This window comes from Roseivivax sp. THAF197b, from assembly GCF_009363255.1.
In the GTDB taxonomy this organism is placed as follows: Bacteria; Pseudomonadota; Alphaproteobacteria; order Rhodobacterales; family Rhodobacteraceae; genus Roseivivax.
Genome location: NZ_CP045319.1, coordinates 123,196 through 147,810 on the forward strand (window position 1 = coordinate 123,196; position 24,615 = coordinate 147,810).

The following is a 24,615-nucleotide window of genomic DNA, read 5'->3' on the forward strand; positions in this document are numbered from 1 at the left end:
GGCGCTCGACAATCAAGGCGACTTCCAGTGCGAGTTAGCGTCCATTCATTTATTGCTTAAAGCTATATTCCTCAGAAATCTTTTTCCCTTTGCACGGAACACAACCTGAGCGCGATGCGTAGGTTGTCTACCGGCGCTCCAACGAGGTGAGTGCGGTTGTCGCAGAAGGGAGACGTCATGCACGAGCTCGCTCGCCGTCTGGGTCTGAAGACCGACCCGGTCATATTTTTCTCTGCCGCCATTTTCATGGTCATTTTTGCAATCGCGCTGGTCTCGATGCCTGGCTTTATCGGTGATGCCTTTGCCGCGGCCCGGGCTTGGATCGTCACCAACTTGGGATGGTTCTTCATCCTTGGCGTGAACGTCTGGCTCGGCTTCCTGATCTGGATCTCATGTTCGCGCTTCGGAAATGTCCGACTGGGGGCCCGGGATTCTCGGCCGGAATACTCCTTCACGTCCTGGTTCGCGATGCTCTTTGCCGGTGGCATCGGGACCGTTCTGATGTTCTGGGGCGTGGCCGAACCCATGAGCCACTTCTCGACGCCACCACTGCCCGGTGTGGAGCCCTACTCTCCTGAGGCCGCTCAAGACGCGATCTCCATCGCGCTTTATCACCTGGGCTTGCACACGTGGACGATCTTCACGCTACCCGGCTTGGCCTTTGCCTACTTCATCTATCGGTATCAGCTGCCGGTCCGCGTCAGCTCGGTTTTCTACCCGCTCCTGCGCGAAAAGATCTACGGTCCCATCGGCAAAACCATTGATGTGGTCGCAATCCTGGGCACGCTTTTCGGCGTCGCAGTCTCTCTGGGGCTGGGATCAAGCCAAGTCGCTGCGGGCCTCAATGAGCTTTTTGGAACCGGCGACGGCCCCGCAGTTCAAATCATGATTATCGTGGTCCTGACAGCCGTCGCGGTTGGATCCATCGTTGCCGGGCTTGATGGTGGCGTCAAACGTCTGTCGAACATCAATATCGCCATGGCGGTCGCCCTGATGGTCTTTGTCCTGATCACTGGCTCGACGCTGTTTTTGTTGCGTGCGGTCGTGGAGACTGCAGGACTGTACCTTCACAACCTGCCGCGTCTGGCGTTCTGGAATGACATGCTGGCCGATGGCAGCCCCCAAACAGATGATTGGGGGTGGCAGGGCTCATGGACGGTTTTCTACTGGACGTGGACGGTGACCTGGTCCCCGTTCATGGGCCTCTTCGTTGCGCGGATTTCCAAGGGGCGAACAATCCGGGAGTTCGTGCTCGGCGTTCTGCTGGCGCCTTCGCTCTTCACTCTGATCTGGTTCGCCATCTTTGGCTGGCAGGCGATGGCCTTCGACGGGATCGGTTCTGCGGCCCGTGACCAGATGGGAGATGCTGCGGGGCAGCTCAGCGAAGCTGTTTCGAACTCCATACCCTTGGCCATGTTCGCCTTCCTTGAGAACTTCCCGTTCACGACCTTCCTGCAGGGTTTCAGCGTGATCATCGTGGCCATCTTCTTCGCCACGTCTTCGGATTCCGCATCACTCGTTGTGGATATGCTATGCACCGGAGAGGAACATGCCGGTCCCGTCCAGCAGCGGCTCTTCTGGGGGATTTCAGAAGGCAGTATTGCGGTCCTTCTGATCTTGCTTGCGGGCACGGCGGGCCTCACTGCGCTACAGCAGGTCATCACCGTCGTGGGGCTTCCGGTCTTCTGTCTTGTGTTCATGATGATACCCTCGATCATCAAGGGCCTTCACGTCGAGGAGATCGATCACGTGACAGTCGGATCGCGGCCCTCACCCGAGGATCTGCATGGCAATGAGAAAGCTGATCCGGCCGAATGAATGAGGTCGTCACCGAGATATGTGTCGGCTGGGGCGACCACATATGGCGACATCAAGATCCGCGAGTTCCCAGCGATCATTGGCGTGGTGTCTTTCCTCATCGGCGAAGGCTTCTCGCGTGCCGGTGTGCCGCTCGAAAAAGGCAAGCGAACGACGCCTATGCTCGCCGCGAAGCCGGACCGGTAATGCAGTGCACTACATTGCCTCGCTGGGCGCCGTCTCCGTCGTGATCCGCATCGCGGTGTCTTTCAGCAAAGGCCCCGCCCTGTCGCGAAACGCCGCATCGAACCGGCTCAGCATGCCGAAAGTCGACAGCGTCAGGCTCAGATGCCCGTCCATGCGAACCGGCACCGAGATCGCGCCGATATCAGGTTCGTTGTCGCCCTGATTGATCGCGATGCCCGTGCGCCGGATATCCGCAAGCGTCGCCTCCAGCGCATCCACGACATCGGCCCCAAGCCCCTGCGACGCCGCCCAGGCCTTGCGAGCCCGTGGCGACATGTCGGACAGGAACAACCGGCCCTGCGCCGTGCTGAGCATCGGCAAGGTGGTGCCCAGTTCGATCTGGACCGAGATGGCCCGGCGCGCCCGGGACACCGCAACGCATAACGGCCCACGCGGCGTGAAGCGGCAGGCCATGACCGCCTCGCCCAGTTGCTGCTGCAGATTGTCCATCGCCTCCTGCAGACCGGCAGGAAGCGGCGCCAGAGAATCCGCCATGCGGCCCAGCCGGGTCAGTCGCGGCCCCGGCGCGAAGACCCCGCGCCGCACGGAGGTCAGCGCCCCCACCGCCTCAAGCGTCGACAGAAATCGGTGCGCAGTGGCCGCGGACATGCGCAGCTCCTGCGCGACGATCTCCGCGTTGAGGTCCGGGCGGGCATCGCCCAGCAGCTCGAGCACGTCGAACGCCTTCACGACGGACAGGTTTACAGGTGTGGACACGACAAGTTCCGTGTGGCTGCAGTTGACTCACGATGCGAATATATCTCATCATGTGCAATATATTTCTCGAATTGTGATATAAAGGTGGAACTTCGATGCTGGACAAGCCGGGAAATACATCCATCACCGCGGGCGGCGCTATCTTCGGTAAACTCAAAGCCCTCGGGGTGGATTACGTCTTCTCCAATTCCGGCACCGACTTCCCGCCAATCATCGAGGGTCTGCTTGAAGCGCGGCACGCCGGGCTCGATCTGCCCGTGCCGGTAACCGTCCCGCATGAACATGCCGCCGTATCGATGGCGCACGGCTATTGGCAGGTAACGGGCCGTCCGCAGGCGGTGCTGCTGCACACCAATGTCGGCCTGTCGAACGGAGCTACAGCCGTGATCAACGCGTGGTGCGATCAGGTACCGATGATCCTGATGTCGGGACGGACGCCGGTGACCGAACACAGCCGTTTTGGAGCGCGGACCGTGCCGATCGGCTGGGGGCAGGAGATGTTCGATCAGGAGGCGCTGATCCGCGAGACGACGAAGTGGCACTATGAGCTGCGCTTCCCCGACCAGATCGCCGAATTGATGGATCGCGCCTGGGCCATTGCCAATTCGACACCGAAAGGTCCGGTCTATCTCAGCCTGCCCCGCGAGGTGCTGTGCGAACCCTGCCCGCAGGATGGATTGAACGCGCCCTCCCGGATGGCGCCCGTCACGACCGCGCCGGACGACGCGGCCCTGGGACAAGCCGCGCGCGTCTTGGCATCGGCGAAATCACCCCTGATCATCGCGCAAAGAGGGGCTGGCAGCGATGCGGGCTTCGCGGCCCTTGCCCGGATGTGCGAAGACTACGCGCTGCCCCTGTCGCATTACTGGTCGAACCAGCTCGCGCTGCCGCTGTCCCATCCCTGTCAGGTCGGGGCCGATCCGGCGCCTTGGCTCAAGCAGGCCGATTGCGTGCTGGTACTCGATGCGCTGGCCCCGTGGTTTCCCGACAAGGTCACCCTGCGGGACGATGTCACGATCATACAGGCGGGTCCCGATCCGTTGTTCTCGCGCACGCCGGTTCGCAACTTTCAGGCCGATATCACGCTCGCGGGCCCAACGGAGACGATCATCCGCCGCTTGAGCGACGCCTTGGCGACGGAAGACGTGGGGGAAGACGTATACGCCAAGCGGCGCGACAGGATCGCCGAAGCCGCCGCGAAAGACAGGACCGCCGTGACCGCCCTAGCCGAAGCAGGTGCGCAGGAACCGATGACGAAGGATTGGGTCAGCCTCTGCCTCGGGCGGGCGATCCGCGCCTCCGGCAAACGCGCGACCGTGTTTCACGAGTTGGGCTGCCCCTTACCGCCGCTCGATCTTGAGGCGCCGGACAGCTATTTCCAGGAACCGCATTCGGGCGGGCTCGGCTGGGGATTGCCCGCCGCGATCGGCGCGCAAATGGCCCAGCCCGAGCGGTTGATCTTCGCCACCATGGGCGATGGCAGCTACATGTTCGCCAACCCGACCGCCTGCCATCTCGTGGCCGAAGCGCATGAATTGCCGGTCATCACTCTGGTCCTGAACAACGAGGAATGGGGCGCGGTCCGCCATTCCGTCGAGGGGCTTTATACCGACGGCGAGGCCCGGCGCGCGAACGAAGTGCCGCTCACATCGCTGCGCCCCAGTCCCGATTTCACGCAGACAGCAGCGGCCAGCCGCGCCTATACCGAAACCGTCACCGCCGGTGCGGATCTGCCTGCAGCGCTTGACCGCGCGATCAAGGTCGCGACGGAGGAGCGACGGCAGGTCCTGTTGAACATCGCCATCGCTCGCGCTGCTGTCTGAGCGGATCAGGCGGCAGCCAAGCCCAGGATCTCGCGCGCTTGCGCGGTCGTGGCCACCGTCCGGCCTGCCGCCTCAACATGGGCGACCGCGCGCTCCACAAGTGCGGCATTCGACGGGGCGAGCGTGTCCTTGTCGAGACGGATATTGTCCTCTAGCCCCGTGCGCAGATGGCCCCCGGCCTCTGCGGCCCATTGGTTCAGCTCTGACTGATGCCGCCCGATGCCGGCCGCACACCAGGGCGCATCTGCGCCGAACAGCCGCTGCACCGTCTCCACGTAGAAATCGAAGACCCGGCGATCCACCGGCATGGCGTTCTTCACGCCCATGACGAATTGCACATACGGCACGCCTTCCAGCTCGCCCCGGTCCTGCATGAGCTTCGCCTGGAAGATGTGGCTCAGATCGAAGGCCTCGATCTCGGGTTTCACACCGTATTTGCGCATCTCCGAGGCGAGCCACGCCACGAGTGCCGGATCGTTTTCATAGACGCGGGTCGGGAAGTTGTTTGAGCCCACGGAGAGCGACGCCATGTCCGGCGACAAGGGCAGCATTCCGCCCCGGTCCTTGCCGGCTCCGGACCGTCCGCCGGTCGAGAGCTGAACGATCATGCCCTTGCAATGCTGCTCGATCCCCTCTTTCAGGCGCGCGAAGCGCTCAGGGTCGGAAGTGGGGCGCCCCTCATCGTCCCGCACATGGCAATGCGCGATGGCCGCGCCCGCCTCGAGCGCCGCATGGGTCGACTCGATCTGTTCTGCAATCGTGACGGGCACGGCGGGGTTGTCCGCCTGCGTGGGCACGGACCCGGTGATTGCAACACAGATGATAGCGGGGGTGGTCATATCTTACGCCTCTTGAATGGGTCCGGGATCAGTTTTGCAACAATAGCGGCAGTCCGAGCGTAAGCGAAGGGAAGGCCAGCAGAATTCCGACCCGCACGATTTCCGACAGGAAGAAGGGGGCGACGCCCTTGAAGGTTGTCATCATCGGCACGTCGCGGGCCAGCGAGGAGATGACGAAGACGTTCATTCCGACGGGCGGCGTGATCAGCCCGAGTTCGACCACGACAAGCGCCAATATCCCGAACCAGACTTTCAGATCCTCGGTGGACATGCCGTAGCCCGATCCGTCAGCGCCCTGGTAGTCGCCACCATTCATCGCCACGAGAACCGGCCAGAAGAACGGAAGCACCAGCAAGATCATCGACAGCGAGTCCATCAGACAGCCGAGCAGAATGAGGGCGAGCAGCAGGATCAACAGCACGGCCATGGGCGTCAGGCCGGAATTCACGGCCCAATCCGCGGCAAATTGCGGGACGCCTGCGCGCGACATGAAGATCTTCAGAAGCTCCGCGCCCAGCAGGATCAGGAAGATCATGCCGGTTGTCGCGGCGGTTTCCCGCAGGGACTCGATGATTTCGGCGAAGGTGAGCTGCTTCTTGATGAAGCCGAAGGCCAGCACCACGAACACCCCGATCGCCGCGGCGGGCGTCGGTGTGTAGAGACCCGCATAGATGCCGCCGATCACGATGCCGAAGACCACCAGCACCGGTACCATGCCCTTGGTCGCGGCGATGAATTCCGCGCGGCTGCCCGCACCATGGGCCGGGCCTGCATTGGGGGCAACGAGGACGTAGATCGCAATGGTCAGAAGGAACAGCACCACGGCGAGGATGCCGGGGATGAGGGCGGCCATGAACATCGTGACCACATTGGCCTCGACGATGATGGCGTAAATCACCAGCACCACGGAGGGCGGGATGAGGATGCCCAGAACCCCGCCTGCCGCGATGGACCCGGTGGCGAGGGCGGGCGAGTAATTGTAGCGCCGCAGCTCAGGCAGCGCGACCTTGCCCATGGTGGAGGCGGTCGCAAGCGACGAGCCGCAGACCGCGCCGAAGCCTGCACAGGCGGCGATGGAGGCCATGGCCGTACCGCCGCGCATCCAGCCGAGCCAGGCATTGGCTGCCCGGAACAGATCCTTGCTGAGACCGGTCTTCACCGCAAGCGCGCCCATCAGGACGAACATCGGCACGACCGAAAGGTCATAGATCGAGAACTGCCCGTAGGCGAGCGTCTTCAACTGAGCGAGAAGGATGTTCGGCCCGTTCAGAAGCGTCGTGCCCACGGCACCCACGAGGATCATCGCATAGGCGATCGGGATGCGCAGAACGAGCAGGACAATCAGGGCGCCGAGGCCCAGCGTACCAAGCGTGATCGGATCCATCAGGCTGTCCCCCGCACATCCCGCAAGAGGGTCATTGCCGCGGCCACCACCAGAAGAACCAGCGACACGAGGATCGGCACATAGGGCCACCAAAGCGGCACCTGCAGGATAGTGCTCGAATAATTGTAAGACTTCTGGTCGAGCAGGCCGAAATACATCCGCCACAGCAGCAAGGCCGCGAAACCGAGCGCCATGGCCGAGGCGACCGTGTCGAGCGTGCGGCGCACTTTCGGCCCTGCATTCTGGGTGAAGATATCGGCCCGGACGTTGTGACCGTGCAATTGGCAGAAGGGCAGGAACGAGAAGGCCGCCATGGCCACACCCATCTCGGTCAGTTCCACGTCGCCAGCGAAGGGCAGCCCCAGGGCGCCGCCCACCACCGACCACACATTGATGAGAACAAGAACGACGAGCACCGCCCCTCCAAGGAGGGCCCAGGCGTCAATCGCCTTCTCCAGATACCGTCCCAGCGGCGTGCTCGTCGATGTCATTGCTTATTCTCCCGCCGCGGCGATCGCGCCGCGCGCCGCCTCGACAAGGCCTGCGCCGTCAATGCCTTGGGACGACACTTCTTCGACCCAGCGACTGACGACACCGTCCATCGGGGCGAGCATGGCCTCGGTTTCCTCCGCGGACAGGACCACATGCGTGTTGCCGGCCTCGGTCGCCATGTTGATCCCGAAATCGTCGGCCCCGCGCCAGATCTCGCCGACCTCGCGCAGCCAGTCCTCGTTGGACGCTTCGCGGAAGGCGGCCTGGATCTCCTCGGGCAGGCTGTCCCACTTCGCCTGGTTCATGCTGACCTGAAAGACGGAAGTGCCGAGACGTGCTTCGTCCGCGCCCTCGATCTGGAAATTGGTCTGCTCCTGGATCCGCAGCGGCGGAATGATCTCCCACGGGATCAGCGCGCCATCGACCACGCCGCGCGACAGGGCCTGCGGCAATTCGGGCACAGGCATCGCCACGGGTGTCGCACCAAGCGCCTCGATCACCCAGGCGCCCGTGCGGGTCGGCACCCGCAGGCTCAGGCCCTCGAAATCATCGGGCGTGCGAATTTCGGCATCGACCGTGTGGATGCCCTGACCGGCATGGACATGAAGGAACATGACCTCGAGCCCGGTATATTCCTCCGCGAGGTATTCATCGAACATCTCGCGCATGGCGATATTCGTGGCCGCCGGATCGTTGACGTAGACGCTCGGCAATTCGAAGACCTCGGTGCGGGGGAAAAGGCCCGGCGTGTAGCCATTCAGGGTCCAGACCATGTCGACGACCCCGTCGCGCGCCTGACCGGCGAGCTCGGGGGGACGCCCGCCGAGCGTCATCGAGGGATAGACCTCGATCGCGACCGCGCCGCCCGACAGCTCCTCGACCCGCTCGGCCCAGGGCACGAGCATCTGGCTATGCGCCGGGGCGCGTTCGCCCAGGAAATGGTGCAGCGTCAGGGTGTAATCCTGTGCCGTCACGGGCAGCGCCATGCCCGCCGAGATCGCGGCGACAGACAGCAATGTTTTGACGTTTCTCATGTTTTCCTCCCTTGGAAAGTGATTGGTCGTCTCGGGGTCGGGCCTAGAACGGCAGCCCGACATAATTCTCGGCAAGGCCTTTCTGGGCCGCCTCGGATTGCGCCAGATAGTCGAAATCCGCCTTCTGCATGCGCTTCTCGAACGCGCCGAGCTGGGGGAAATCGTGCATCATGGAGGTCAGCGACCACGAGAACCGCTCGACCTTCCAGACCCGCGACAGCGCCTGGTCGGAATAGCCGTCGATGCCCGCGTCCTTGCCGTTGTTGAAATGGAGATCCAGCGCCTTGTGCAGGTATTGCACGTCACCCACGGCAAGGTTCAGGCCCTTGGCCCCTGTGGGCGGGACGATATGCGCAGCATCGCCCGCGATGAACAGCGATCCGTGCCGCATCGGCTCCGACACGAAGGAGCGCAGGGGGGCGACCGACATCTCGAGGACCTCGCCCTCGGTCACCATCCCGTCCGCAACATCCGCCGGAATGCGGCGCTTCAGCTCGTCCCAGAATTGGTCGGGGGTCCAGTTTTCGGCCTTCTCGGTCGTCGGCACCTGGATGTAATAGCGGCTGACCTCGTTCGAGCGCATGGAACAGAGCGCAAAGCCCCGCTCATGCGCGGCATAGATCAGTTCCGGCGTGGCCGGCGGCGTGCGCGACAACAGACCCAGCCAGCCGAAGGGATAGGCGCGTTCAAACTCGCGGTGCACGGCTTTGGGCATCGCCTTGCGCGACGGGCCGTGATAGCCGTCGCATCCCGCGACGAACCGCGCCTCGAGCCGATGCTCCGCCCCGTCCTTGCGATAGACCACGACCGGGGCATCCGTCTCGATATCCTCGATGCGCAGCACCTCGGCCTCATGGACGATCCGCGCGTCGCGCGCGGCAGCGGCGTCGTAAAGATCCCGCGTCACCTCGGTCTGTCCGTAGACCGTGACCTGCTGTCCGGTCAGCGCTTCGAGGTCGATTCGGATCCGTTCATCATGCCAGCTGAACTCGACGCCTTCATGCGGAAGCCCTTCCGCGGCCGCCCGCGCGCCGACGCCTGCCTCTTCAAGAACGCGGACGGTTCCCGCCTCCAGAACACCTGCGCGGATGCGCGACAGAACGTAATCCTGGGAACGCCGTTCGAGGACCACGCTGTCGATCCCGCTGAGATGCAGGAGCTGGGACAGAAGAAGACCGGCAGGACCGCCCCCCACAATGGCAACTTGTGTTTTCATTTCTTGGTTCCTCTCGGTTCAGCCAGATCGCGCGGCGGCTGCGGTAGAGATCCGGCAAGCGGCGATCGCGCAAAGCGGCGAAGGGAGGCTCATCCGCCGAGCCCCTCAGATGTCCAGGAATACGGTTTCGTGCGCCCCCTGAAGCCGAATGTCGAAGCGATACTGGCCCTCGCCCTCCGCTTTGGCGATCAGGGTTTCGACGCGGTCTCTTTGTTCGATCCGCTTCAGCACCGGGTCGCCGTCACGGTCCGCATCCTCGAAATAGATGCGCGTCATCAGGCCGATATTGATGCCCCGCGCCACGATCCACAGCGCGATATGCGGCGATTGCACCTGCCCGTCGGGCATTGTCACCGGCCCCGGTTTGACCGTGCGCAGCGTGAACGTACCGGTCTCGGGGTCGATCGCGAAACGGCAGAAGCCCGACACTGCCGGATCGGCGCCGGCCTCGCCGGGAAAGCGCCCTTCGGCATCCGGCTGCCAGCTTTCGATCAGGGCATCGCGCATGGCCCAGCCCGTGCCGTCGAAGACCTGTCCCGTAATCTCGATGATCTCGCCCTTCGCGCCGTCCGAGATCGGGCTTGTCCCAAGCTCCGTCTCGAATTGCTGCGGATTTCCGGCATGGGACGGCATCAGGCCCAGATGCACGTATGGCCCGGCAGTCTGCGACGCGCTCTCGCGCAGCTTGTTCAGATCCTGCACCATCTCACGCGCCCTCCGGCCGGTTTTCGAAGAAGCTTTGCCTGCGTCCGCGCAGCACCATGTCGAACCGGTACGCCAGATGGTCCAGCGGCCGCGCCTGCGACAGGTCGAGCGGGGCCACCAGACGGTCGAGCTGCGAGCGGTCCTTGACCGTCGCTGCAATCGGACAAAGGTCGATCAGCGGATCGCCCTCGAAATACATCTGCGTGATGAGCCGCTGCCCGAAGCACGGCCCCGAGAGCGAAAAGTGGATATGAGCCGGACGCCAATCATTCCCCCGGTTCGGCCAGGGATAGGCTCCGGGCTTGATCGTGAAGAAGGCATAAGCGCCGGTGTCATCGGTCAGGCAGCGCCCTGCCCCGCCGAAACTCGGATCGAGCGGCGCAAGATAGCCGTCTTTCGCGTGGCGGTACCGCCCCCCGGCATTGGCCTGCCAGACCTCGACCAGCGCGCCTGCAACGCCGCGACCCGTCTCGTCGGTGACACGTCCATGCACGAGGATGCGTTCGCCGATGGCCTCTGCCGCGCCTTGCGTCCAGTTGCGCACCAGATCGTGGTCGAGCGCGCCCAAGGCGCTATGACCAAAGCGCGGGCCCGTTTCCTCGGTCGGGGTGGACTCCAACGAAAGAAGCGGCAGCGACGGCGACCGCGTCACGCTCGTCTTGTAGTCCGGATCATGAGGCACGGGATGCGCCGCGCGATCCCTGGGGATCAATCGTCCGTGCTGCATTGCGCATTCTCCATCTCGTTGAAGGTGGCCTTGGCCAGTTTCAATGCGTGATTGGCGCGCGGCACCCCGGCATAGATCGCCACGTGTTGAAGCACTTCGGCCACGTCGCGCTTGCTGGCGCCCGTCCGCGCCGTCGCGCGCACATGCATCGGGATCTCATCGAAGTTCCCGAGTGCCGCGAGCAGCCCGAGCGTCAGCATGGACCGCTCCCTGTCGGTGATCCCGTCCGACGCCCAGACATGCCCCCAGGCGGCTTCGGTGATCAGGCTTTGAAAGAGTTCGTCGAGCTCCGACCTGTTCTGCTCCGCGCGATCCACGTGTTCATTCCCGAGGATGCGGCGGCGCACCTCCATGCCCGCTTGGTGGCGATCATTCATGACAAACCTCTTCGATACTGCGCTGCATTCGTGTCGCGGCGGCTTGGGGCGCCGGGGTGGCGGGCGTTTGGCGGATCGGGCGCATATCCGCGCGGTCGCTACGTGGAGCGGCGATTAACCGGGCGCGCCCTGAACCGGCTTCCCGCTCGGGACGCGTCATCCCCCATGAACTGACGTCTGGGTGCATATCCTTCTCCCTATCCAAGGCGTAACATTGCAGGTTTTCGATTGATAATCGAAATGCGCCTCAATAACATAACCAAATGATTATACCTCTCGGCCTGAACTTACGGCATATCCGTGTTTTTCTGGCCGTGGCCCAGCAAGGGTCGGTCAGCGCCGCGGCGCGACGGTTGAATGTCTCGCAGCCCGCCTTGTCCAAGACAGTCGCCGATACGGAGCGCTTGATCGGACAGCCCCTGTTCCGGCGCACGGGACGCAAGATGGTGTTGACCGCGCCGGGCGCGATCTTCCTGCGTCACGCGCTGGATGCGATGCGCAACCTCGAGAATGGGCTGAAGGCCGTCAGCGGTGACGGGCCGGACGATGTCCTGTCGGTGGGCGTGCTCCCGACCGTGGCGGCCAGCCTGTTTCCGGCGGTCGTTCAGGATTTTCGCGAGGCCCGGAGATCCGCCTACATCTCGGTCACCACGGGGCCGCACGGGCATTTGCTGGACAAACTGCGCCGGGGCGACATCGAACTGATGATCGGGCGGATGCCGGAGCCCGATGAAATGGCGGGCTTGCGGTTCTCATTCCTCTATGAAGACACGATCGAGCTCGTGGCCCGCGCGGATCATCCCGGCCTGTCGAGAAAGGTGCGGCATATCCTCCGCGATTACCCGGTCATTCTGCCGAACCGCGCCTCGATCATTCGAAAGATCGTCGACGGGTTTCTGAGCGCGGAAGGTATCGACGGCGTGACACCCGCCCTCGAGACCGTCTCGCTCAATCTTGCGCTGCCTCTGCTGCAATCCACCGACATGACCTGGTTCATATCGAAGGGCGTCGTCGCCCGAGAGCTGCAGATGGGAACGCTGGGCACATTCGACATCACGGCAGGCTACATGACCGGCGCGGTCGGGATCACCATGCGGTCGGACAAGGACACGTCGACCCACGCGGCTTACCTGATCGAGTTGCTCAACCAGCGCGGGGCCTTGTCGTGACGGCCATCTCCGGCCGATATGCGCAACACCGTCGCCAAGTACCCATGCCCGAACGCGGCACCACCTTGCCATGACCGGATTTCAGGCATCCCGGCTGCGACCTCTGAAAATCGCTGCATCAAAGCGAGTAAACCGCTTTACCAGTCGTTTATAACCGTTACTCTCGGGGCATGACCCATAACGCGAACCTGACTCTCAGATCGAAAGAGCTCCGCTACGGCACTTGGCGGGCCCGAGCGACGCGCGTCTATACCGAGCCCTCCGCATAGGCCGCACTGTGAAAATCGATCTCCAGGCGCTGGACCTCGCCGAACACCTCCACCGCGCGATCGCGCTGCGCCTCGGTCATGGTCTCGCCCAAGGCGTCGAGCCGGTCGCGCAGCCAATGCGCCTGCGCGGTGAAGCCAGGTGCGGCGTGCATCTCGACCCATTCGGCGAGCATCGGATCCTCCATCGGCGCGGAGCGCTGCGCCGTACACCAGGTCCAGTACATCCATTCCGCCGCGAACATCGCCGTCACGATGGCCGTGAAGTCGCCATCGCGGGCGATCTTCAGCATCCCCTCGCGAAAGGCGGCCACGCGGATATCCGCCTGCAGCTCCGGGTCCGGCGTGATCGCGCGCACCGCGAAGGCGGCCTCGAAATAGGGCATCTGTTCGTTGGCTAGCGCATCCAAAGTCGCGATCAGCTTCCGCCGGTCGCCAAGGTCGCTCGCCTTGACCACCGCGTATCCGAAGATGGCGATGGCGGTCTCGACGAACGCGCCCTCGATCAGCAGGTACCGGTCGAACACCTCCCGCCGCATGGTCCCGGCTGCAATGTCGCGCACGAAGCGATGCGACACCATGGCATCGAACACATCCGCATTCTCGCGCAAGATGCGTTCTGTCAGAGGCTCATTCATCGAGTCCCTCCTGCGCGATGGCCACGAAGCGGCGCACGCGCTCGGCCTCGACCGGGTTCCACCATACACCGCCCTCCTTCAGGGAGGATGCGACGATCACGCCGTTGGTGCGGGCAAGGATTGCCACGATGTTGTCTTCGGTCACGCCCGACCCCACCAGCAGCGGCAGGTGCGTGGCGCCCGCGATCTCGTCGATTTCCTCCATCGTTGCGCTGTTGCCCGTCCGCTGACCGGTCGCGATCACGCAATCCGCGTCGAAGAAGGCAAGATCGCGGGTCAGTTCGGGGATCGAACGATCCGCCGTAATGGCATGACTGCCGTGCTTGACGTGGCTGTCGGCGAAGATCTTCACGCGTTCGGCCCGCAGCAGACTGCGATAGCGCATGGCCTCTGCCGCGCGACCTTCCATGAAGCCCTCATTGGCGACATAGGCATTGGCCCATTGATTCACCCGAATGAAATCCGCGCCGCCGGCAACCGCCGTGGCCAGGGCCGGGATCGGCGCATTGGCCAGCACGTTGATGCCCATGGGCACACCCACCGCGCGACGCACACGGTCCGTCACCACCGACAGGAAAGCCGCCGTCTCGTGGCCAATATCCTCCGGTTTGGAGAAGGGCACGTCCCCGTGGTTCTCGACGATGAGGCCGTGAAGCCCGCCGTCGATCAGGCGTTCCGCGTCCCGCATGCAGGCGTCATAGATCGCATCGAGGCTTTCCCCCCGGTAGCGCGGCGCGCCCGGAAAGGCCGGGCAATGGATCATCCCGATCAACGCCTTCGGGCGTCCGAAAATCTCTTGGATGGCACCGGTCGTCCGGTCGGATATCTGCTGCATCTGTATCCCTTTCAGCAACGAAGGAAAAAAACATGAAGGCCTATGTCGTGGGCAATGCCGCCCTGGACGAGACCCTCTCGATCGAGGATTTCCCCCTGCCCGGCGCATCGATCTTCGGCGCAAGCCTGTCGCGTGACCTCGGGGGGAAGGGGTTGAACCAGGCCATCGCCATTGCGCGCGCGGGCCTCGATTGCGTGTTGGTGGCGGCCATCGGACAGGATGCCCGCGGCCAGGAAATCGCCGAAGGGCTCGCCGCCGAGCCGCTGACGACACGCCTTGTCCGACTGGACGGCGTGGCGACCGATGCCTCCACGATTTTGATGGCCAAAGCGGGCGAAAATGCCGTGATCACCACGCGCGAAGCCGCCTCGGCGCTGACGCCCGACATGGCCTGCGCCGGCCTCGAGGGCGCCGCAGCCGGTGACCTCCTGGTCCTGCAGGGCAACCTGACCGCCGACACCACCGAGGCGCTCATGCGCACCGCGCGGGCGCGGGAAATGATCATCGCCATGAACCCCTCGCCACTTCAGCCCTATTTCGCGACGCTCTGGCCGCTCGTCGATATCGCCTTCGTCAACGAGGGCGAGACCGAAGCCCTGGGCGGCGTCGCGGCGATCCTGGAACAAGGCGTCTCCCGCGTGGTGCTCACCCTGGGCGGCGCGGGTGCGGCGCTTGTCACCCCGTCGAGCTACGACACCGTGCCCGCCGTTCCCTGCACCGTGCGGGACACCACCGGCGCGGGCGATTGCTTCATGGCAACGGCACTTGCCTCTGCCGGTCTGCGCGGCGGCGTTCTGGATATCGTCGCCTTGGGCCATGCCGCCGAAGCTGCCGCGCATACCGTCGCCCGTCCCGGAACCGTGGCGGCCTTTCCGACCGCCGAAGAATTCGCCCGCATCCTCGGAGAGATCCAACCCGCTTGAGGCCAATGCGCGACGAAACGGGATGCCGGGGCGGCGGTCCGAGACGCGCCCGGCCTCAGCGCGCGACCAGCCAGCCCAGCACATTTTTCCAAAGTTGGGCGTAGCCCTCCCATTCGCAGAATTCCGGCGACAGCCAATGCGGCCCGATATCGGAGGTCCAGGCCGCGGTGCGGCCCGCGCCATGCGTGCCCAGCACCAGTAGGGGGTGACCGCCCTGTTCTTCCGGAATACGGGCGATGACTTGAGCATCCTCGCGCAACTCGACCTCGTTGACGCCAAGGATCGGGGGCCACGCCCCTTCGATCCCGGCCATCACCGCATGGCCAGGATCCGACACCTCCGCGACGGCCCCTTCCGGGATTTCGACCCGGTCGTCCCACGGAAAACAGGTGACGGGCAGCGTGTCCTCGACCGGGGTCTTCCGCCAACGCGCCTTGCCGTCGATCCCCTGGAACGAGAAATAGCCCCCCATCATGATGAGGTTTCCACCCTCCGCGACCCATTCCTTGAGGAGTCGCAACCGGTTCGGCACGCATTCCGAGCGCAGCCAGACATCGGGCGGCAACAGGAAGGTATTGGCCCCGATATCCGACAGGATGATGATGTCATAGGCCTTCAGACCCTCCATCTCGAAGGGAAAGCCCTCGGCGGCCTCATGCGCGGTCATGTAATCCACCTCGAACGCGCTGCCCTTGAGGGCTTTCAGCAGGGGATCGGCACCGGTGTGGAAATGCACCGACCCGAATTGATCGAAGCCTTTGAAATGGGTTTCGGACGTGGTCCAGCTTTCGCCAACCAGCAGAACCTTGCTCATTTGGAAGTCCTTTCAGAAGGTCAGACCGTCGCGTCGAAAACACGGCGGGGATTGGTCACCATCAGCGTCTCGAGCGCGGCCGCATCAAGGCCGTGACGCTGCAGTCGCGGCAGGAAGTGTTTCGTGACAAAGGCATAGCCGTTGCCGCCATAGCGGGTGAGCATCATCTTGAGGAAGACGTCCTGCGACAGCAGAATGCGGTCGAGAAACCCGGCCTCGATGAGTGCCACGATCGCGCGGGCGACCTCCTCGTCGGACGGGCATTGCACCCCCTGATCCGCGTAGAAGTAATCCATGCCGATCATGTCGAACTCGATGAAGGCACCGCGCTGCGCGAGCGTGGCCTGATAGACCGCATCCATATGCGAGGGGTTCATGTGACACAGAACGGTGTGGCGCAGATCGCCGCCCTCTTCCTCGACGATATCCAGCACGCGGTGGCCCAGCCGGAACCATCCGGGCAGATGCACCATGAGCGGCAGACCGGTGCGCCGCTGCGCACGCGCCGCACCGCGCAGGGATTTTTCTTCATCAGCGGTGAAGTCTGCGGAGACGCCGATTTCGCCGATGAGCCCGATCTTGGCATGCGTTCCATCGACGCCCGTCAGCGCTTCGGCGACGATCTGGTCGGCGATATCATCCGCCGACAAGCGGGCGACCTCCTCGGGCATCGAGGAGGCAAGGTAATACCCGGCCCCCATCACCACCTGCACGCCGGTCTCCGAAGAAATCCGGCGCAGCTTGGCCGGGTCGCGCCCGATGCCGCGGCACGTGGGATCGACGATGGTCTGCCCGCCCACTTCGGAAAACTGGCGCACTTCGGCGATTGCGAGGTCCAGATCATCAAGGGCGATATTGTGCTTGTTGACGAACGGATCCTGCCGGAGCTCCGACAAGAGCTCGATCCCAACGGGGGCGTCGGCCAGGTATTGCCGCGCCGGGTCCGTTGGCGGATGCCACCAGCAGGTACAATCATTCTGCAGATGCTCGTGCATCAGGGTGTGCCCAAGGGCCGCAGAGGGGACCGGCCCGGTGACGGTCATCACCTGGCCGGACCGCACGTGACAGGCGGAAAGCTCGCTCATGCGGAGGCCTTCTTCTTGCCCAGCCGCCACTTGCGATCGAAGAGGCGCGTATTCATCCAGATGGCGATCAGGATGATCGTGCCCGTGACGATCTGCGTGAAGAACGGCGAGATATGCATGAGGATCAACCCGTTGCCGATCACGGCGATGGTCATGGTCCCCAGCACCGTTCCCAGCATCGACGCTTTGCCGCCCATCAGCGATGTGCCGCCCAGCACGACCGCAGCGATGACCTGCAACTCGAAGCCCTGCGCCGCGTTCGACGAGCCCGAGCCGAGACGCGAGGCGATCAGGATCCCGGCCACCGCGCAGGCCAGGCCCGAGACCATGTAGACCGAGGCCAGAACCCGCTTGGCGGGCATGCCGACGCGCCGCGCCGCTTCAATGTTCGAGCCCACCGCGATCACCTGTCGGCCATATTGCGTCTTGAGCATCACGATGAACCCCAGCACCGCCACGAGGATGGCGATCAGGGCAGGCACCGGAAAGCCCGCGATCTCGCCACGGCCCAGCCAGAAGAAGCCGTCGGCATCCCGGATCGGGATCGAATAGCCTTCGGTCATGTAAAGCGCCGCACCGCGCAGGATCGACAGGCCAGCCAGCGTCACGATGAAGGCCGGGATGCCCTGATAGGCCACGAACCAGCCCTGAACGCCGCCGATGAACGCGCCCAGAAGCAACATCAGTGCGATGGCAAACGGCCAGGGCAGACCCGCAGCCATGACGATCGCGGCGGCGGCATTGATCAGCGCCACCATGGAGCCCACCGACAGGTCGATACCCGCCGTGGTGATGACCAGCGTCATCGCGACGGCCACCACGAGGATGGGTGCGGCTTGCCGCAACACGTTCAACAGGTTTCCCGGCATCAGGAATGTCGACGTCATCGCCCCGAAGAACACGATGCAGGCCAGAAAGAACAACGCGATGGACAAGACCTGCGCATGTTCGGCCACGAAATCGGCCAGCTTCGATCCGGCCTGCCGTTCAGAATACGCTACCATCAGGCACCCCCTTTGCCGACGATCAGGTCGACCAATTCCTGCAGATCGGTTTCGCCTATGTCGCGCTCCGCGACCTTGGTGCCCTCGTACATGACGGCCACCCGGTCGCAGACGCGGAACAGATCCTGCATCCGGTGGGTGATCAGCACCACGGCGGCGCCCCTGGCTTTCACCCGGTTGATGAGTTCGAGAACCGCTTCCACCTCTGCCACGGCGAGGGCGGAGGTCGGCTCATCCATGATCAGCACCTTGGGTTGGAAGCTTGCGGCGCGTGCGATGGCGATGGCTTGCCGTTGGCCGCCGGACAGCTTCTCGACCTTGGCAGTCAGGCGCGGGATGCGGATCTCCAGCGCCGCGAGCATCTTCTCGGCCTCTTCCAGCATGCGCGGCTGATCGAGGAACGGGCCCTTCTTCAGCTCACGTCCGAGAAAGAGGTTCCCGACGACGTCGATGTGATCGCACAGAGACAGATCCTGGTAGACCATCTCGATATGCAGATCGCGCGCCTCGGAGGGCGTTCCGAAACGAACCGGCGCGCCGTCCATGGTGATCTGGCCTTCATCGGGAATGTAGGTTCCCGACATGATCTTGGAGAGCGTCGACTTGCCCGCAGCATTGTCACCGATCAGCCCGAGACACTCGCCCGGGCGGATATCGAGATCCACGCCGCGCAGCGCCTGATGCGAGCCGAACGTCTTGTGAATGTCGCGCAGCGTCAGGATCGGGGCAGTGGAGGGGGGATGATCCCCCCTCCCCTCTTGGTGGATGTCGGCCATCATCATTCGAACAGCGACCGGAAGTCGTCCACGTTCTCGGAGGTGACTATGGTGACCGGAACGGAAATCTCGGCCTCGACCTCTTCATCTGCATTCAGCGCGACCAGCGCCTCGACCGCCGCAGCACCCATGGCCGCCGGATCCTGCTGGATCACCGCCTTGAGGTAGCCGTCATCGATGGCGTCGATGGCCTGCGCCGTCAGATCCCAACCGAAGACGGCAAGATCGTCCTGCTTGCCCTGCGACGAAACGGCGGCAATCGCGCCCATCAGCGCAGGCTCACCAGTGGCGTAGATTGCCGTCAGGTCGGGATTGGCGGTGATCAGGTTCTCTGCCGCACCCAGCGCCACGTCCTGCACGTTCTGACCGTCGACCGTGCCCACGACGGTGACGCTTTCACTGTCGAGCGCCTCTTCAAAGCCGTCCTTGCGCACGTTCTGGATGTAGGAATTCAACGCCCCGATGATGCCGATCCGGGAGGCTTCGGTCATCGCGTCGTTGTAATAGGCCGCGAGATCCGCACCGGCTTTCGCGTTGTCGACGCCGATCTGCGCTTTCTGCGGACCACCCTCGGGCAGAATCGCGTCGATCGCGACGACGGGGATCCCGGCCGCATCGGCCTGCTCAACGGCGGGCATGATGCCGTTGACGTCGATGGCGACGACGGCGAGGCCTGCCACGCCTTCCTGAATGTAGGTCTCGATGGCACTGTTCTGTGCGGCGGAATCGTTGTTGGCGTTGAAGATCACGAGCTTCACGCCCGCTTCCTCAGCCGCCTCCTGCGCGCCGCGGTTCATCTCGTTGAAGAACAGCGCCTGCTGGTTGATCTGCACGAGGGCATAGGTCGGGGTGTCTTGCGCCAGCGTGGGCAGCGCAACCGAGCTCAGCAGACCGGCGGCCATGGCAGTGCCGAGCGCGCGGCGGGTAAAATACGTCTTCATCGTCAATTCCTCTCTGTGGATGTTTTGTCAGGGACGGGCGGCCAGGGGCGCGACGGAATCGCGCTTGACCAGGGTGACAGGCAACAGCTCCTCTTGCGGGAGCTTGCTGCGCTGGTCCGGTGGCGGAAGATCCAGCAGCAGGCGGAACGCCCTTCTGCCCAGATCCCGTACCGGCTGGCGCACGGCCGTGACGGCCGGTGCGAACAGATGAAGAGGCCCGACATCGTCGAAGCCGATGACGGAGACGTCATTCGGTACAGAGACATCGGCCTCGCGAAGTACTTCGAACAGTCCGATCAGAAGCTCGTCCGAGGTCGCGAAGATCGCCGTGGGCCGCTCCTCGGGGTCGCGCCGAACGTAGTCGCTGCCCGCGATGCGCCCCGCCTCCACGGTATAGGGACCTTTGGCGCGCTCGATCCGGCAGGTCTTGCCAGCGACGGCCTCCATGCCCTCGGTGAACCCCTGAAATCGCCGCTGTCCCGAAATCATTTCGTCCACGCCGCCGATGAACAGCACGTGACGATGCCCGGCTTCCGCGAGGTGCTGTCCGGCAAGTCGCCCTCCTTCGGCATTGTCGCAGAAGATCTTGGACACGTCCGCTCCGGCCACGTCCTCATCAACGACCACGCAGGGCCCCGCGGTGTTGATCCGCTCCGCCAGTCGCGCGTCGCCCTGATGGTTCGTGACGAACAAGAGCCCGTCCGCATGCCCTTGCCGGACGAGATCGATATAGGAAAATTCCCGGTCGCGGCGGTTCAGGGTGGCATAGAGCGCCAGCGCCTTGCCGTGATTGTCGGCCTCTTCCTCGACGGCGGCGACGAAGGTGGCAAAGAACGGCGCTGCGATATCCGGAACGATCAGAGCGATCGTGTCCGTGCGCCCCAGGCTCAGACGGCGGGCATGGGGATTGGGCTTGTAGTTCAGGTCGCGGATCGCGCCGTTGATCTGGTCTGCGGTCTTCGTCGGCAGCTCAAGCGAGCCGTTGAGAAAGCGCGACACGGTCGTTTTCGAGACGCCGGCGGCTTTTGCCACATCCTGAAGGTTCGCCATTTGTCGGTCCCACTTTCAGCTCCCAGATGACCCCGATCGCAAGTAAATCGGTTTAGTAAACTGGTTTACCTGGAGCGTGGGCGAAAACCCGACGACCTGTAAAGGAAAACTTTGCGCCGGACCGGGGAAATCTATCGCATTGCCGGAATTTGATGCGCCGCCATGTAGCGTCGCAGCGCCCTGGCGCGTTGCATGCGGCGTTCAGCGGTACGCCCGCGCCACACCCCGGACGTTACGTCCGCGTGGCATGGCGCACCGGCAAAAGGTGCGATCTCAGAACTTGGCGATCAGGTTCACGAACGCGCCCTTGTCGTCATAGGTCAGGTCCGTGAGGTCATCCGAGAAGGTCCCGAAATTGTAGCCGATCCCGGCTTTGAAATTATTGCCGAAGTGACGATAGATCGTTCCCACGGCAGATGTCTCGGAGATGCCCGCCTGTTCGGCCTCGAGGTGGCGCGCCTCGATCAGAAGATCCCAGTTATGCACCACGTGCCAGCGGGCATTGGCCACGGCGAGCCATGCGTCGTTTTCGGCAAAGGGCACGGTTTCATCGGGGCTGCTGCGCGACCAGCGTCCGCCAAGCTTGCCCCCGACGGACCATTGTTGATTGAGGTCGTACTCGGCATCAATGCTGAGCACATGGCTTTCCTGACGCGGGCCGTACTGATCCGTGCCGTCGATTTCCTGACCGATACTGTCGAACAGGTAGCGGTACTTGAACAGCAGGTTGAAGCGGTCGTCGAAGATGGGCCGGACGGCATAGCCCAGCGTGACCTCGCTATAGGTGCCCGCCTGAAGCGACGCGTTATTGGCATCGATCTCGGAGTAATCGAGATTGAACAGAAGGCGGCGCTCCTCGTCGATCTCGTAGGTTGCGCCCGCGCTCAGCAGGAACGATTCCAGATCGCGATCGGTGCCGGACAGCGTGCCCTCGTCGACGCGGTATTCAAGCCGTGCCTTGGCCTGCAGTCCCGCGCCATTGTCGTGACGGATACCGAGCGACACGCCGTTGCGGTCGTAATCGTCATCGTTGCCCGCGTCATCGACGCGACCGACCTCGAGCGCGCCGAAGAAGACGGTCTGTTCCGTCGCGCGATACTCCACCCCGTAGGCACTTGTCAGCGCGCGGTGGCGTCCGAACAGATCGTATGTGTTTTCGCCGAAATAGGTGACATCGTCACTCACCTGACGCCGCCCGCCCGCGACGAAGGTGCCGCGATCCTCGCCGCTCAGGGTCACGCCGCTGAAATCGCGGCCGGGTTCAAGGCGATAGCCGAGATAGACATTGTCGGTGCCCTCGCCCTGCCGCGTGAACAGCAGCGCACCGCCCAGGCCTTGCGTCCCGTCCGAGACCTCGCCCTCGATGGTCCAGTTTTCGTTGAAACGATAGCTCACGCCTGCGCCGATGCGGTCGTTCTTCTCCAGCCCGCCCGAGCTTTCCGCCGTGGCCTGGCCGAAGACGTAGTATTTCAGCCCGTCCCGTGGCTCGACGGTGAGCCGCGCGGCGATGTCGGTGCGCCCGCCCGTGTCGTCCGATTGCGCGGCAGGGTTTTCGATATCCACATGCTCGATGCCGAAGCTCAGCGTTGTCGTCGACGAGATCAGCAGATCAAGCTCAGCGCCGCCTTCGCGGATCTTCTTTCCGGCATCGTCCCGCGCATCGTCGTAATAGAAGCGCAACGCCACGGCCTCGGACGGCAGGAACTCGGCGGAGACGCCCCACAATTCCTCATCGTCGGTGATCTGGTAATCGAGCGTCGAGAAGCCCGCATCGCGCTTCTCGTAATATCCCGCCACATATCCATCCATGCCGAGGCCCGCATCGGCGAGCCCCACGCGACCGCGGGCGAGCCACGCATCGCCGGTGCCGTTGGCGACCGGATCGGTCGAGACCACGAGACCCCCGTTCGAGGAGAAGGATGACCCGAAGCCCGGACCGTCCGTCCGCGCCTGCTCCAGATCGAGATATGTCTCCTCGGAGAAGCGCAGCCGCAGATCCGCGCCCGTCGCGGTCTGATCGGCAAATCCCGTGCGCTCGACCGACCGGGTCGCACCGAGCCGGACGTAATCGTTCAGCCAGACCTCTGCCCGCGCGCCGAAATTCGTGCCGTCCACCTGGCCGGCCGCCGGGGTATACTCGTACTGCACCACGAGATTGACGTCGTATTCGCCGCCGGGATTCGTCACGACGAGGCCCCCGCCGGTCGACCCGGTCAGAGGCGCGTTCAGGATGACCGAGCCTTGCGTGTAGTTGATCGTGTAATCCCGTCCCTCGGCGAGCGTGCTCGTCGAGACGACCCGGCCGGTATCCTTGTCGCGCAGCTGAACCGTGACCGTCTCGGATCCAATGGCAAGATCGGCGTTCTGCAGGAAATAGACCGACCCGCCCGTGCCCCGGAACACTTCGCGTCCGGGCAGGCTGTCCGGGGTTGCGGCGAAGCCCTCGACGGAGACGCGGGATTCGCCATGCGTGGTCTGCGCAGGGCTTCGGTAGACCCCCTGGAAGCCGTAAAGCTCCCGCTCGTTGCGCAGGTAATACGTCCCGCCGATGGTGGATTTGAAATTGCCCCACATCAGGTGGCTGCCGTCACGCTCGGCCCTGAGGTAGAACTTGCCGTCCGACGGCGTGTCATCCTCGATCATGGAATCGTCGCCATATGTCGGATAGGCGCTTTCGCGGCTCATGCGCAAAAGCGTGCTGTAGGGATCCTTCTTGTCGAAATCCTCGAAGATCTCGTCGAGATCCGTCTCGTTCGTGTCGATCGAGCCCGTCAGCGTCCAGCCGCCACGCACCTTGCCCTTCGCATAGGCCGCGATCCGGCCATAGGAATAGGTTTCCGGCAGGGACGCGCCATTGGCATCCTTGGGATCGTCGAAGCGCCGACCGAAGGTCAGATCGACCGTTCCGGTATAGAACCATTCATTCGCGGGCACCGTGATGTCGCGCTCAAGCTGCAGGGCCTGCGCGCGGCCATCCACCTGGACCTGAACCGGGTGATCGCCCGGCGGCAGGATCCGTTGAATGACGAAGCTGCCGGAGGGGTCGGGCAGGATCGTCTCTCCCAATGTCTGAACCTGCGCGCCGCCGAGGATGTTGTCGCCGCGCACCGTCACCGCGCCGCCATGCACGGGAATGCGCGCGCGCGCCAGCGTCGAGGTGCCCTCCTCGACCGCGAGGTCGCCAAGCCGGGCAATCGACGCCTCATCCGCACGCAGCGGGATCGGCGCGGTTTCATCGTAGCGCCCGCGCGCGTCATAGACCCGGTGGGTCAGCACGAGGTCCTCGCTGTCATCCGGGAGGGTGAACTGCGCAACCCCGTTCGGGGCTACGGGAATGACCTGCACATTACGCGGGCCGCCGCGCGCCCCGAGATCCAGAACCCTGAATTCGGCACGCCGGACAAAGGCCGGGTAATTGAGCTGGCTTTGCACCCGCATGACCTGGCCGGGAACGGTCGGCCCTTCGGTCAGAACGATCGCATCGAGCCGCCGTTTGACATCCAGCCCGTCGAAGGTCACGGCGATATCGGCGGCCTCGATCTGCACATCCACCGATTGTGGCGTGCGGGCGCTCGTTGGCGGAGGCGCGATCACGGCGGTGAAATCCTCCGAGACCTGCGCGGGACCGTCTCCGGCATCCACGGAGATCACGAAGCCGGATCCTGTCGCCACGACCCCTTGCGCGACAGACGGGCCCGCGAGCACGGACAGGGCAAGCGCCGTGGCGGCGCTGCGGTGGAGCTTGGACATACCAGCC

22 protein-coding genes are annotated in these 24,615 nt (G+C 63.9%); 4 read left to right on the plus strand and 18 right to left on the minus strand.

The genetic code is table 11. The features are described from left to right. Positions 1–177: 177 nt before the first annotated feature. Positions 178–1,818, plus strand: a complete 1,641-nt coding sequence (locus FIV09_RS18790) for a BCCT family transporter (protein WP_152452974.1) — start codon at positions 178–180, stop codon at positions 1,816–1,818. A gap of 195 nt (positions 1,819–2,013) precedes the next feature. Here FIV09_RS18790 and FIV09_RS18800 read toward each other — a convergent pair whose 3' ends face one another. Then, positions 2,014–2,760 (minus strand): IclR family transcriptional regulator, encoded by a 747-nt coding sequence (locus FIV09_RS18800; RefSeq protein ID WP_152452978.1) that lies wholly within the window; start codon positions 2,758–2,760, stop codon positions 2,014–2,016. Between the two features lie 95 nt (positions 2,761–2,855). Between FIV09_RS18800 and FIV09_RS18805 the strand changes: the two genes are divergently transcribed. Continuing rightward, entirely contained in the window at positions 2,856–4,583 is a 1,728-nt protein-coding gene (locus tag FIV09_RS18805) for a thiamine pyrophosphate-requiring protein (RefSeq protein WP_152452980.1), read from the plus strand. Positions 4,584–4,588: 5 nt separating this feature from the next. Here the strand turns inward: FIV09_RS18805 and FIV09_RS18810 are convergent, their stop codons facing one another. The 8 genes from FIV09_RS18810 to pcaC all read right to left on the minus strand — a co-directional run bounded on the left by FIV09_RS18810 (position 4,589) and on the right by pcaC (position 11,357). Continuing rightward, a complete protein-coding gene (locus FIV09_RS18810) occupies positions 4,589–5,422 on the minus strand; it encodes a 3-keto-5-aminohexanoate cleavage protein (protein ID WP_152452982.1) in 834 nt (277 codons plus the stop codon). Positions 5,423–5,450: 28 nt separating this feature from the next. Next, positions 5,451–6,806 carry a TRAP transporter large permease gene (locus FIV09_RS18815; protein WP_371417784.1) on the minus strand — a complete coding sequence of 452 codons (1,356 nt, stop codon included), beginning with the start codon at positions 6,804–6,806 and terminating at the stop codon, positions 5,451–5,453. After that, positions 6,806–7,297, minus strand: coding sequence for a TRAP transporter small permease (locus FIV09_RS18820; protein WP_152452984.1), 492 nt, complete (start codon positions 7,295–7,297; stop codon positions 6,806–6,808). Before FIV09_RS18820 ends, FIV09_RS18815 begins: the two co-directional genes overlap by 1 nt. A gap of 3 nt (positions 7,298–7,300) precedes the next feature. Next, complete coding sequence (locus FIV09_RS18825) at positions 7,301–8,332, minus strand: TRAP transporter substrate-binding protein (RefSeq protein ID WP_152452986.1); 1,032 nt, start codon at positions 8,330–8,332, stop codon at positions 7,301–7,303. A gap of 43 nt (positions 8,333–8,375) precedes the next feature. Beyond that, entirely contained in the window at positions 8,376–9,548 is a 1,173-nt protein-coding gene (gene pobA / locus FIV09_RS18830; protein ID WP_152452988.1) for a 4-hydroxybenzoate 3-monooxygenase, read from the minus strand. Between the two features lie 105 nt (positions 9,549–9,653). Next, on the minus strand, positions 9,654–10,253 hold the full coding sequence (gene pcaG / locus FIV09_RS18835; RefSeq protein ID WP_152452990.1) for a protocatechuate 3,4-dioxygenase subunit alpha: 600 nt from the start codon (positions 10,251–10,253) through the stop codon (positions 9,654–9,656). Between the two features lies 1 nt (position 10,254). Next, a complete protein-coding gene (pcaH, locus tag FIV09_RS18840) occupies positions 10,255–10,980 on the minus strand; it encodes a protocatechuate 3,4-dioxygenase subunit beta (RefSeq protein ID WP_152452992.1) in 726 nt (241 codons plus the stop codon). Continuing rightward, positions 10,962–11,357: a 4-carboxymuconolactone decarboxylase gene (pcaC, locus tag FIV09_RS18845; protein ID WP_152452994.1), complete on the minus strand. Its 396-nt coding sequence runs from the start codon at positions 11,355–11,357 to the stop codon at positions 10,962–10,964. The genes pcaH and pcaC overlap by 19 nt, the downstream gene beginning before the upstream one ends. A 263-nt stretch (positions 11,358–11,620) precedes the next feature. Between pcaC and FIV09_RS18850 the strand changes: the two genes are divergently transcribed. Further along, positions 11,621–12,526, plus strand: coding sequence for a LysR substrate-binding domain-containing protein (locus tag FIV09_RS18850; RefSeq protein WP_152452996.1), 906 nt, complete (start codon positions 11,621–11,623; stop codon positions 12,524–12,526). Positions 12,527–12,773: 247 nt separating this feature from the next. On the opposite strand, the gene FIV09_RS18855 is transcribed toward FIV09_RS18850, so the two are convergent. Together FIV09_RS18855 and FIV09_RS18860 are read right to left on the minus strand one after the other, a co-directional pair. Next, entirely contained in the window at positions 12,774–13,430 is a 657-nt protein-coding gene (locus tag FIV09_RS18855; protein ID WP_152452998.1) for a TenA family protein, read from the minus strand. Next, the gene (locus FIV09_RS18860) at positions 13,423–14,265 is read right to left on the minus strand and encodes a BtpA/SgcQ family protein (RefSeq protein ID WP_152453000.1); all 843 of its coding nucleotides are present in this window, start codon (positions 14,263–14,265) and stop codon (positions 13,423–13,425) included. The genes FIV09_RS18855 and FIV09_RS18860 overlap by 8 nt, the downstream gene beginning before the upstream one ends. A 32-nt stretch (positions 14,266–14,297) precedes the next feature. Here FIV09_RS18860 and FIV09_RS18865 point away from each other — a divergent pair, with 32 nt between their 5' ends. Beyond that, complete coding sequence (locus FIV09_RS18865) at positions 14,298–15,188, plus strand: PfkB family carbohydrate kinase (protein WP_152453002.1); 891 nt, start codon at positions 14,298–14,300, stop codon at positions 15,186–15,188. 55 nt (positions 15,189–15,243) lie between these two features. Here FIV09_RS18865 and FIV09_RS18870 read toward each other — a convergent pair whose 3' ends face one another. The 7 genes from FIV09_RS18870 to FIV09_RS18900 all read right to left on the minus strand — a co-directional run bounded on the left by FIV09_RS18870 (position 15,244) and on the right by FIV09_RS18900 (position 24,608). Continuing rightward, the gene (locus tag FIV09_RS18870; protein ID WP_152453003.1) at positions 15,244–16,002 is read right to left on the minus strand and encodes a glutamine amidotransferase; all 759 of its coding nucleotides are present in this window, start codon (positions 16,000–16,002) and stop codon (positions 15,244–15,246) included. Between the two features lie 20 nt (positions 16,003–16,022). Then, on the minus strand, positions 16,023–17,087 hold the full coding sequence (locus FIV09_RS18875; protein WP_152453005.1) for a phosphotriesterase: 1,065 nt from the start codon (positions 17,085–17,087) through the stop codon (positions 16,023–16,025). After that, positions 17,084–18,091, minus strand: a complete 1,008-nt coding sequence (locus FIV09_RS18880; protein WP_152453007.1) for an ABC transporter permease — start codon at positions 18,089–18,091, stop codon at positions 17,084–17,086. The genes FIV09_RS18875 and FIV09_RS18880 overlap by 4 nt, the downstream gene beginning before the upstream one ends. Then, complete coding sequence (locus tag FIV09_RS18885) at positions 18,091–18,870, minus strand: ATP-binding cassette domain-containing protein (RefSeq protein WP_254702374.1); 780 nt, start codon at positions 18,868–18,870, stop codon at positions 18,091–18,093. Before FIV09_RS18885 ends, FIV09_RS18880 begins: the two co-directional genes overlap by 1 nt. After that, positions 18,870–19,808, minus strand: a complete 939-nt coding sequence (locus FIV09_RS18890; RefSeq protein WP_152453011.1) for a substrate-binding domain-containing protein — start codon at positions 19,806–19,808, stop codon at positions 18,870–18,872. Before FIV09_RS18890 ends, FIV09_RS18885 begins: the two co-directional genes overlap by 1 nt. A gap of 27 nt (positions 19,809–19,835) precedes the next feature. Then, the gene (locus tag FIV09_RS18895) at positions 19,836–20,858 is read right to left on the minus strand and encodes a LacI family DNA-binding transcriptional regulator (RefSeq protein ID WP_152453013.1); all 1,023 of its coding nucleotides are present in this window, start codon (positions 20,856–20,858) and stop codon (positions 19,836–19,838) included. Positions 20,859–21,131: 273 nt separating this feature from the next. Continuing rightward, positions 21,132–24,608, minus strand: coding sequence for a hypothetical protein (locus tag FIV09_RS18900; RefSeq protein WP_152453015.1), 3,477 nt, complete (start codon positions 24,606–24,608; stop codon positions 21,132–21,134). Positions 24,609–24,615 lie beyond the last annotated feature (7 nt).

What these genes read in the sequence shown, in the direction of transcription:
- FIV09_RS18790 (WP_152452974.1), top strand. Translation starts at nt 178, where the DNA reads ATGCACGAGCTCGCTCGCCGTCTGGGTCTGAAGACCGACCCGGTCATA.
- FIV09_RS18865 (WP_152453002.1), top strand. Translation starts at nt 14,298, where the DNA reads ATGAAGGCCTATGTCGTGGGCAATGCCGCCCTGGACGAGACCCTCTCG.
- FIV09_RS18820 (WP_152452984.1), bottom strand. Translation starts at nt 7,297, where the DNA reads ATGACATCGACGAGCACGCCGCTGGGACGGTATCTGGAGAAGGCGATT.
- FIV09_RS18810 (WP_152452982.1), bottom strand. Translation starts at nt 5,422, where the DNA reads ATGACCACCCCCGCTATCATCTGTGTTGCAATCACCGGGTCCGTGCCC.
- FIV09_RS18825 (WP_152452986.1), bottom strand. Translation starts at nt 8,332, where the DNA reads ATGAGAAACGTCAAAACATTGCTGTCTGTCGCCGCGATCTCGGCGGGC.
- FIV09_RS18805 (WP_152452980.1), top strand. Translation starts at nt 2,856, where the DNA reads ATGCTGGACAAGCCGGGAAATACATCCATCACCGCGGGCGGCGCTATC.
- FIV09_RS18895 (WP_152453013.1), bottom strand. Translation starts at nt 20,858, where the DNA reads ATGGCGAACCTTCAGGATGTGGCAAAAGCCGCCGGCGTCTCGAAAACG.
- FIV09_RS18815 (WP_371417784.1), bottom strand. Translation starts at nt 6,806, where the DNA reads ATGGATCCGATCACGCTTGGTACGCTGGGCCTCGGCGCCCTGATTGTC.
- FIV09_RS18875 (WP_152453005.1), bottom strand. Translation starts at nt 17,087, where the DNA reads ATGAGCGAGCTTTCCGCCTGTCACGTGCGGTCCGGCCAGGTGATGACC.
- FIV09_RS18890 (WP_152453011.1), bottom strand. Translation starts at nt 19,808, where the DNA reads ATGAAGACGTATTTTACCCGCCGCGCGCTCGGCACTGCCATGGCCGCC.
- FIV09_RS18855 (WP_152452998.1), bottom strand. Translation starts at nt 13,430, where the DNA reads ATGAATGAGCCTCTGACAGAACGCATCTTGCGCGAGAATGCGGATGTG.
- pcaG (WP_152452990.1), bottom strand. Translation starts at nt 10,253, where the DNA reads ATGGTGCAGGATCTGAACAAGCTGCGCGAGAGCGCGTCGCAGACTGCC.
- FIV09_RS18870 (WP_152453003.1), bottom strand. Translation starts at nt 16,002, where the DNA reads ATGAGCAAGGTTCTGCTGGTTGGCGAAAGCTGGACCACGTCCGAAACC.
- FIV09_RS18880 (WP_152453007.1), bottom strand. Translation starts at nt 18,091, where the DNA reads ATGGTAGCGTATTCTGAACGGCAGGCCGGATCGAAGCTGGCCGATTTC.
- FIV09_RS18860 (WP_152453000.1), bottom strand. Translation starts at nt 14,265, where the DNA reads ATGCAGCAGATATCCGACCGGACGACCGGTGCCATCCAAGAGATTTTC.
- FIV09_RS18900 (WP_152453015.1), bottom strand. Translation starts at nt 24,608, where the DNA reads ATGTCCAAGCTCCACCGCAGCGCCGCCACGGCGCTTGCCCTGTCCGTG.
- FIV09_RS18885 (WP_254702374.1), bottom strand. Translation starts at nt 18,870, where the DNA reads ATGATGGCCGACATCCACCAAGAGGGGAGGGGGGATCATCCCCCCTCC.
- pcaH (WP_152452992.1), bottom strand. Translation starts at nt 10,980, where the DNA reads ATGCAGCACGGACGATTGATCCCCAGGGATCGCGCGGCGCATCCCGTG.
- pcaC (WP_152452994.1), bottom strand. Translation starts at nt 11,357, where the DNA reads ATGAATGATCGCCACCAAGCGGGCATGGAGGTGCGCCGCCGCATCCTC.
- pobA (WP_152452988.1), bottom strand. Translation starts at nt 9,548, where the DNA reads ATGAAAACACAAGTTGCCATTGTGGGGGGCGGTCCTGCCGGTCTTCTT.
- FIV09_RS18850 (WP_152452996.1), top strand. Translation starts at nt 11,621, where the DNA reads ATGATTATACCTCTCGGCCTGAACTTACGGCATATCCGTGTTTTTCTG.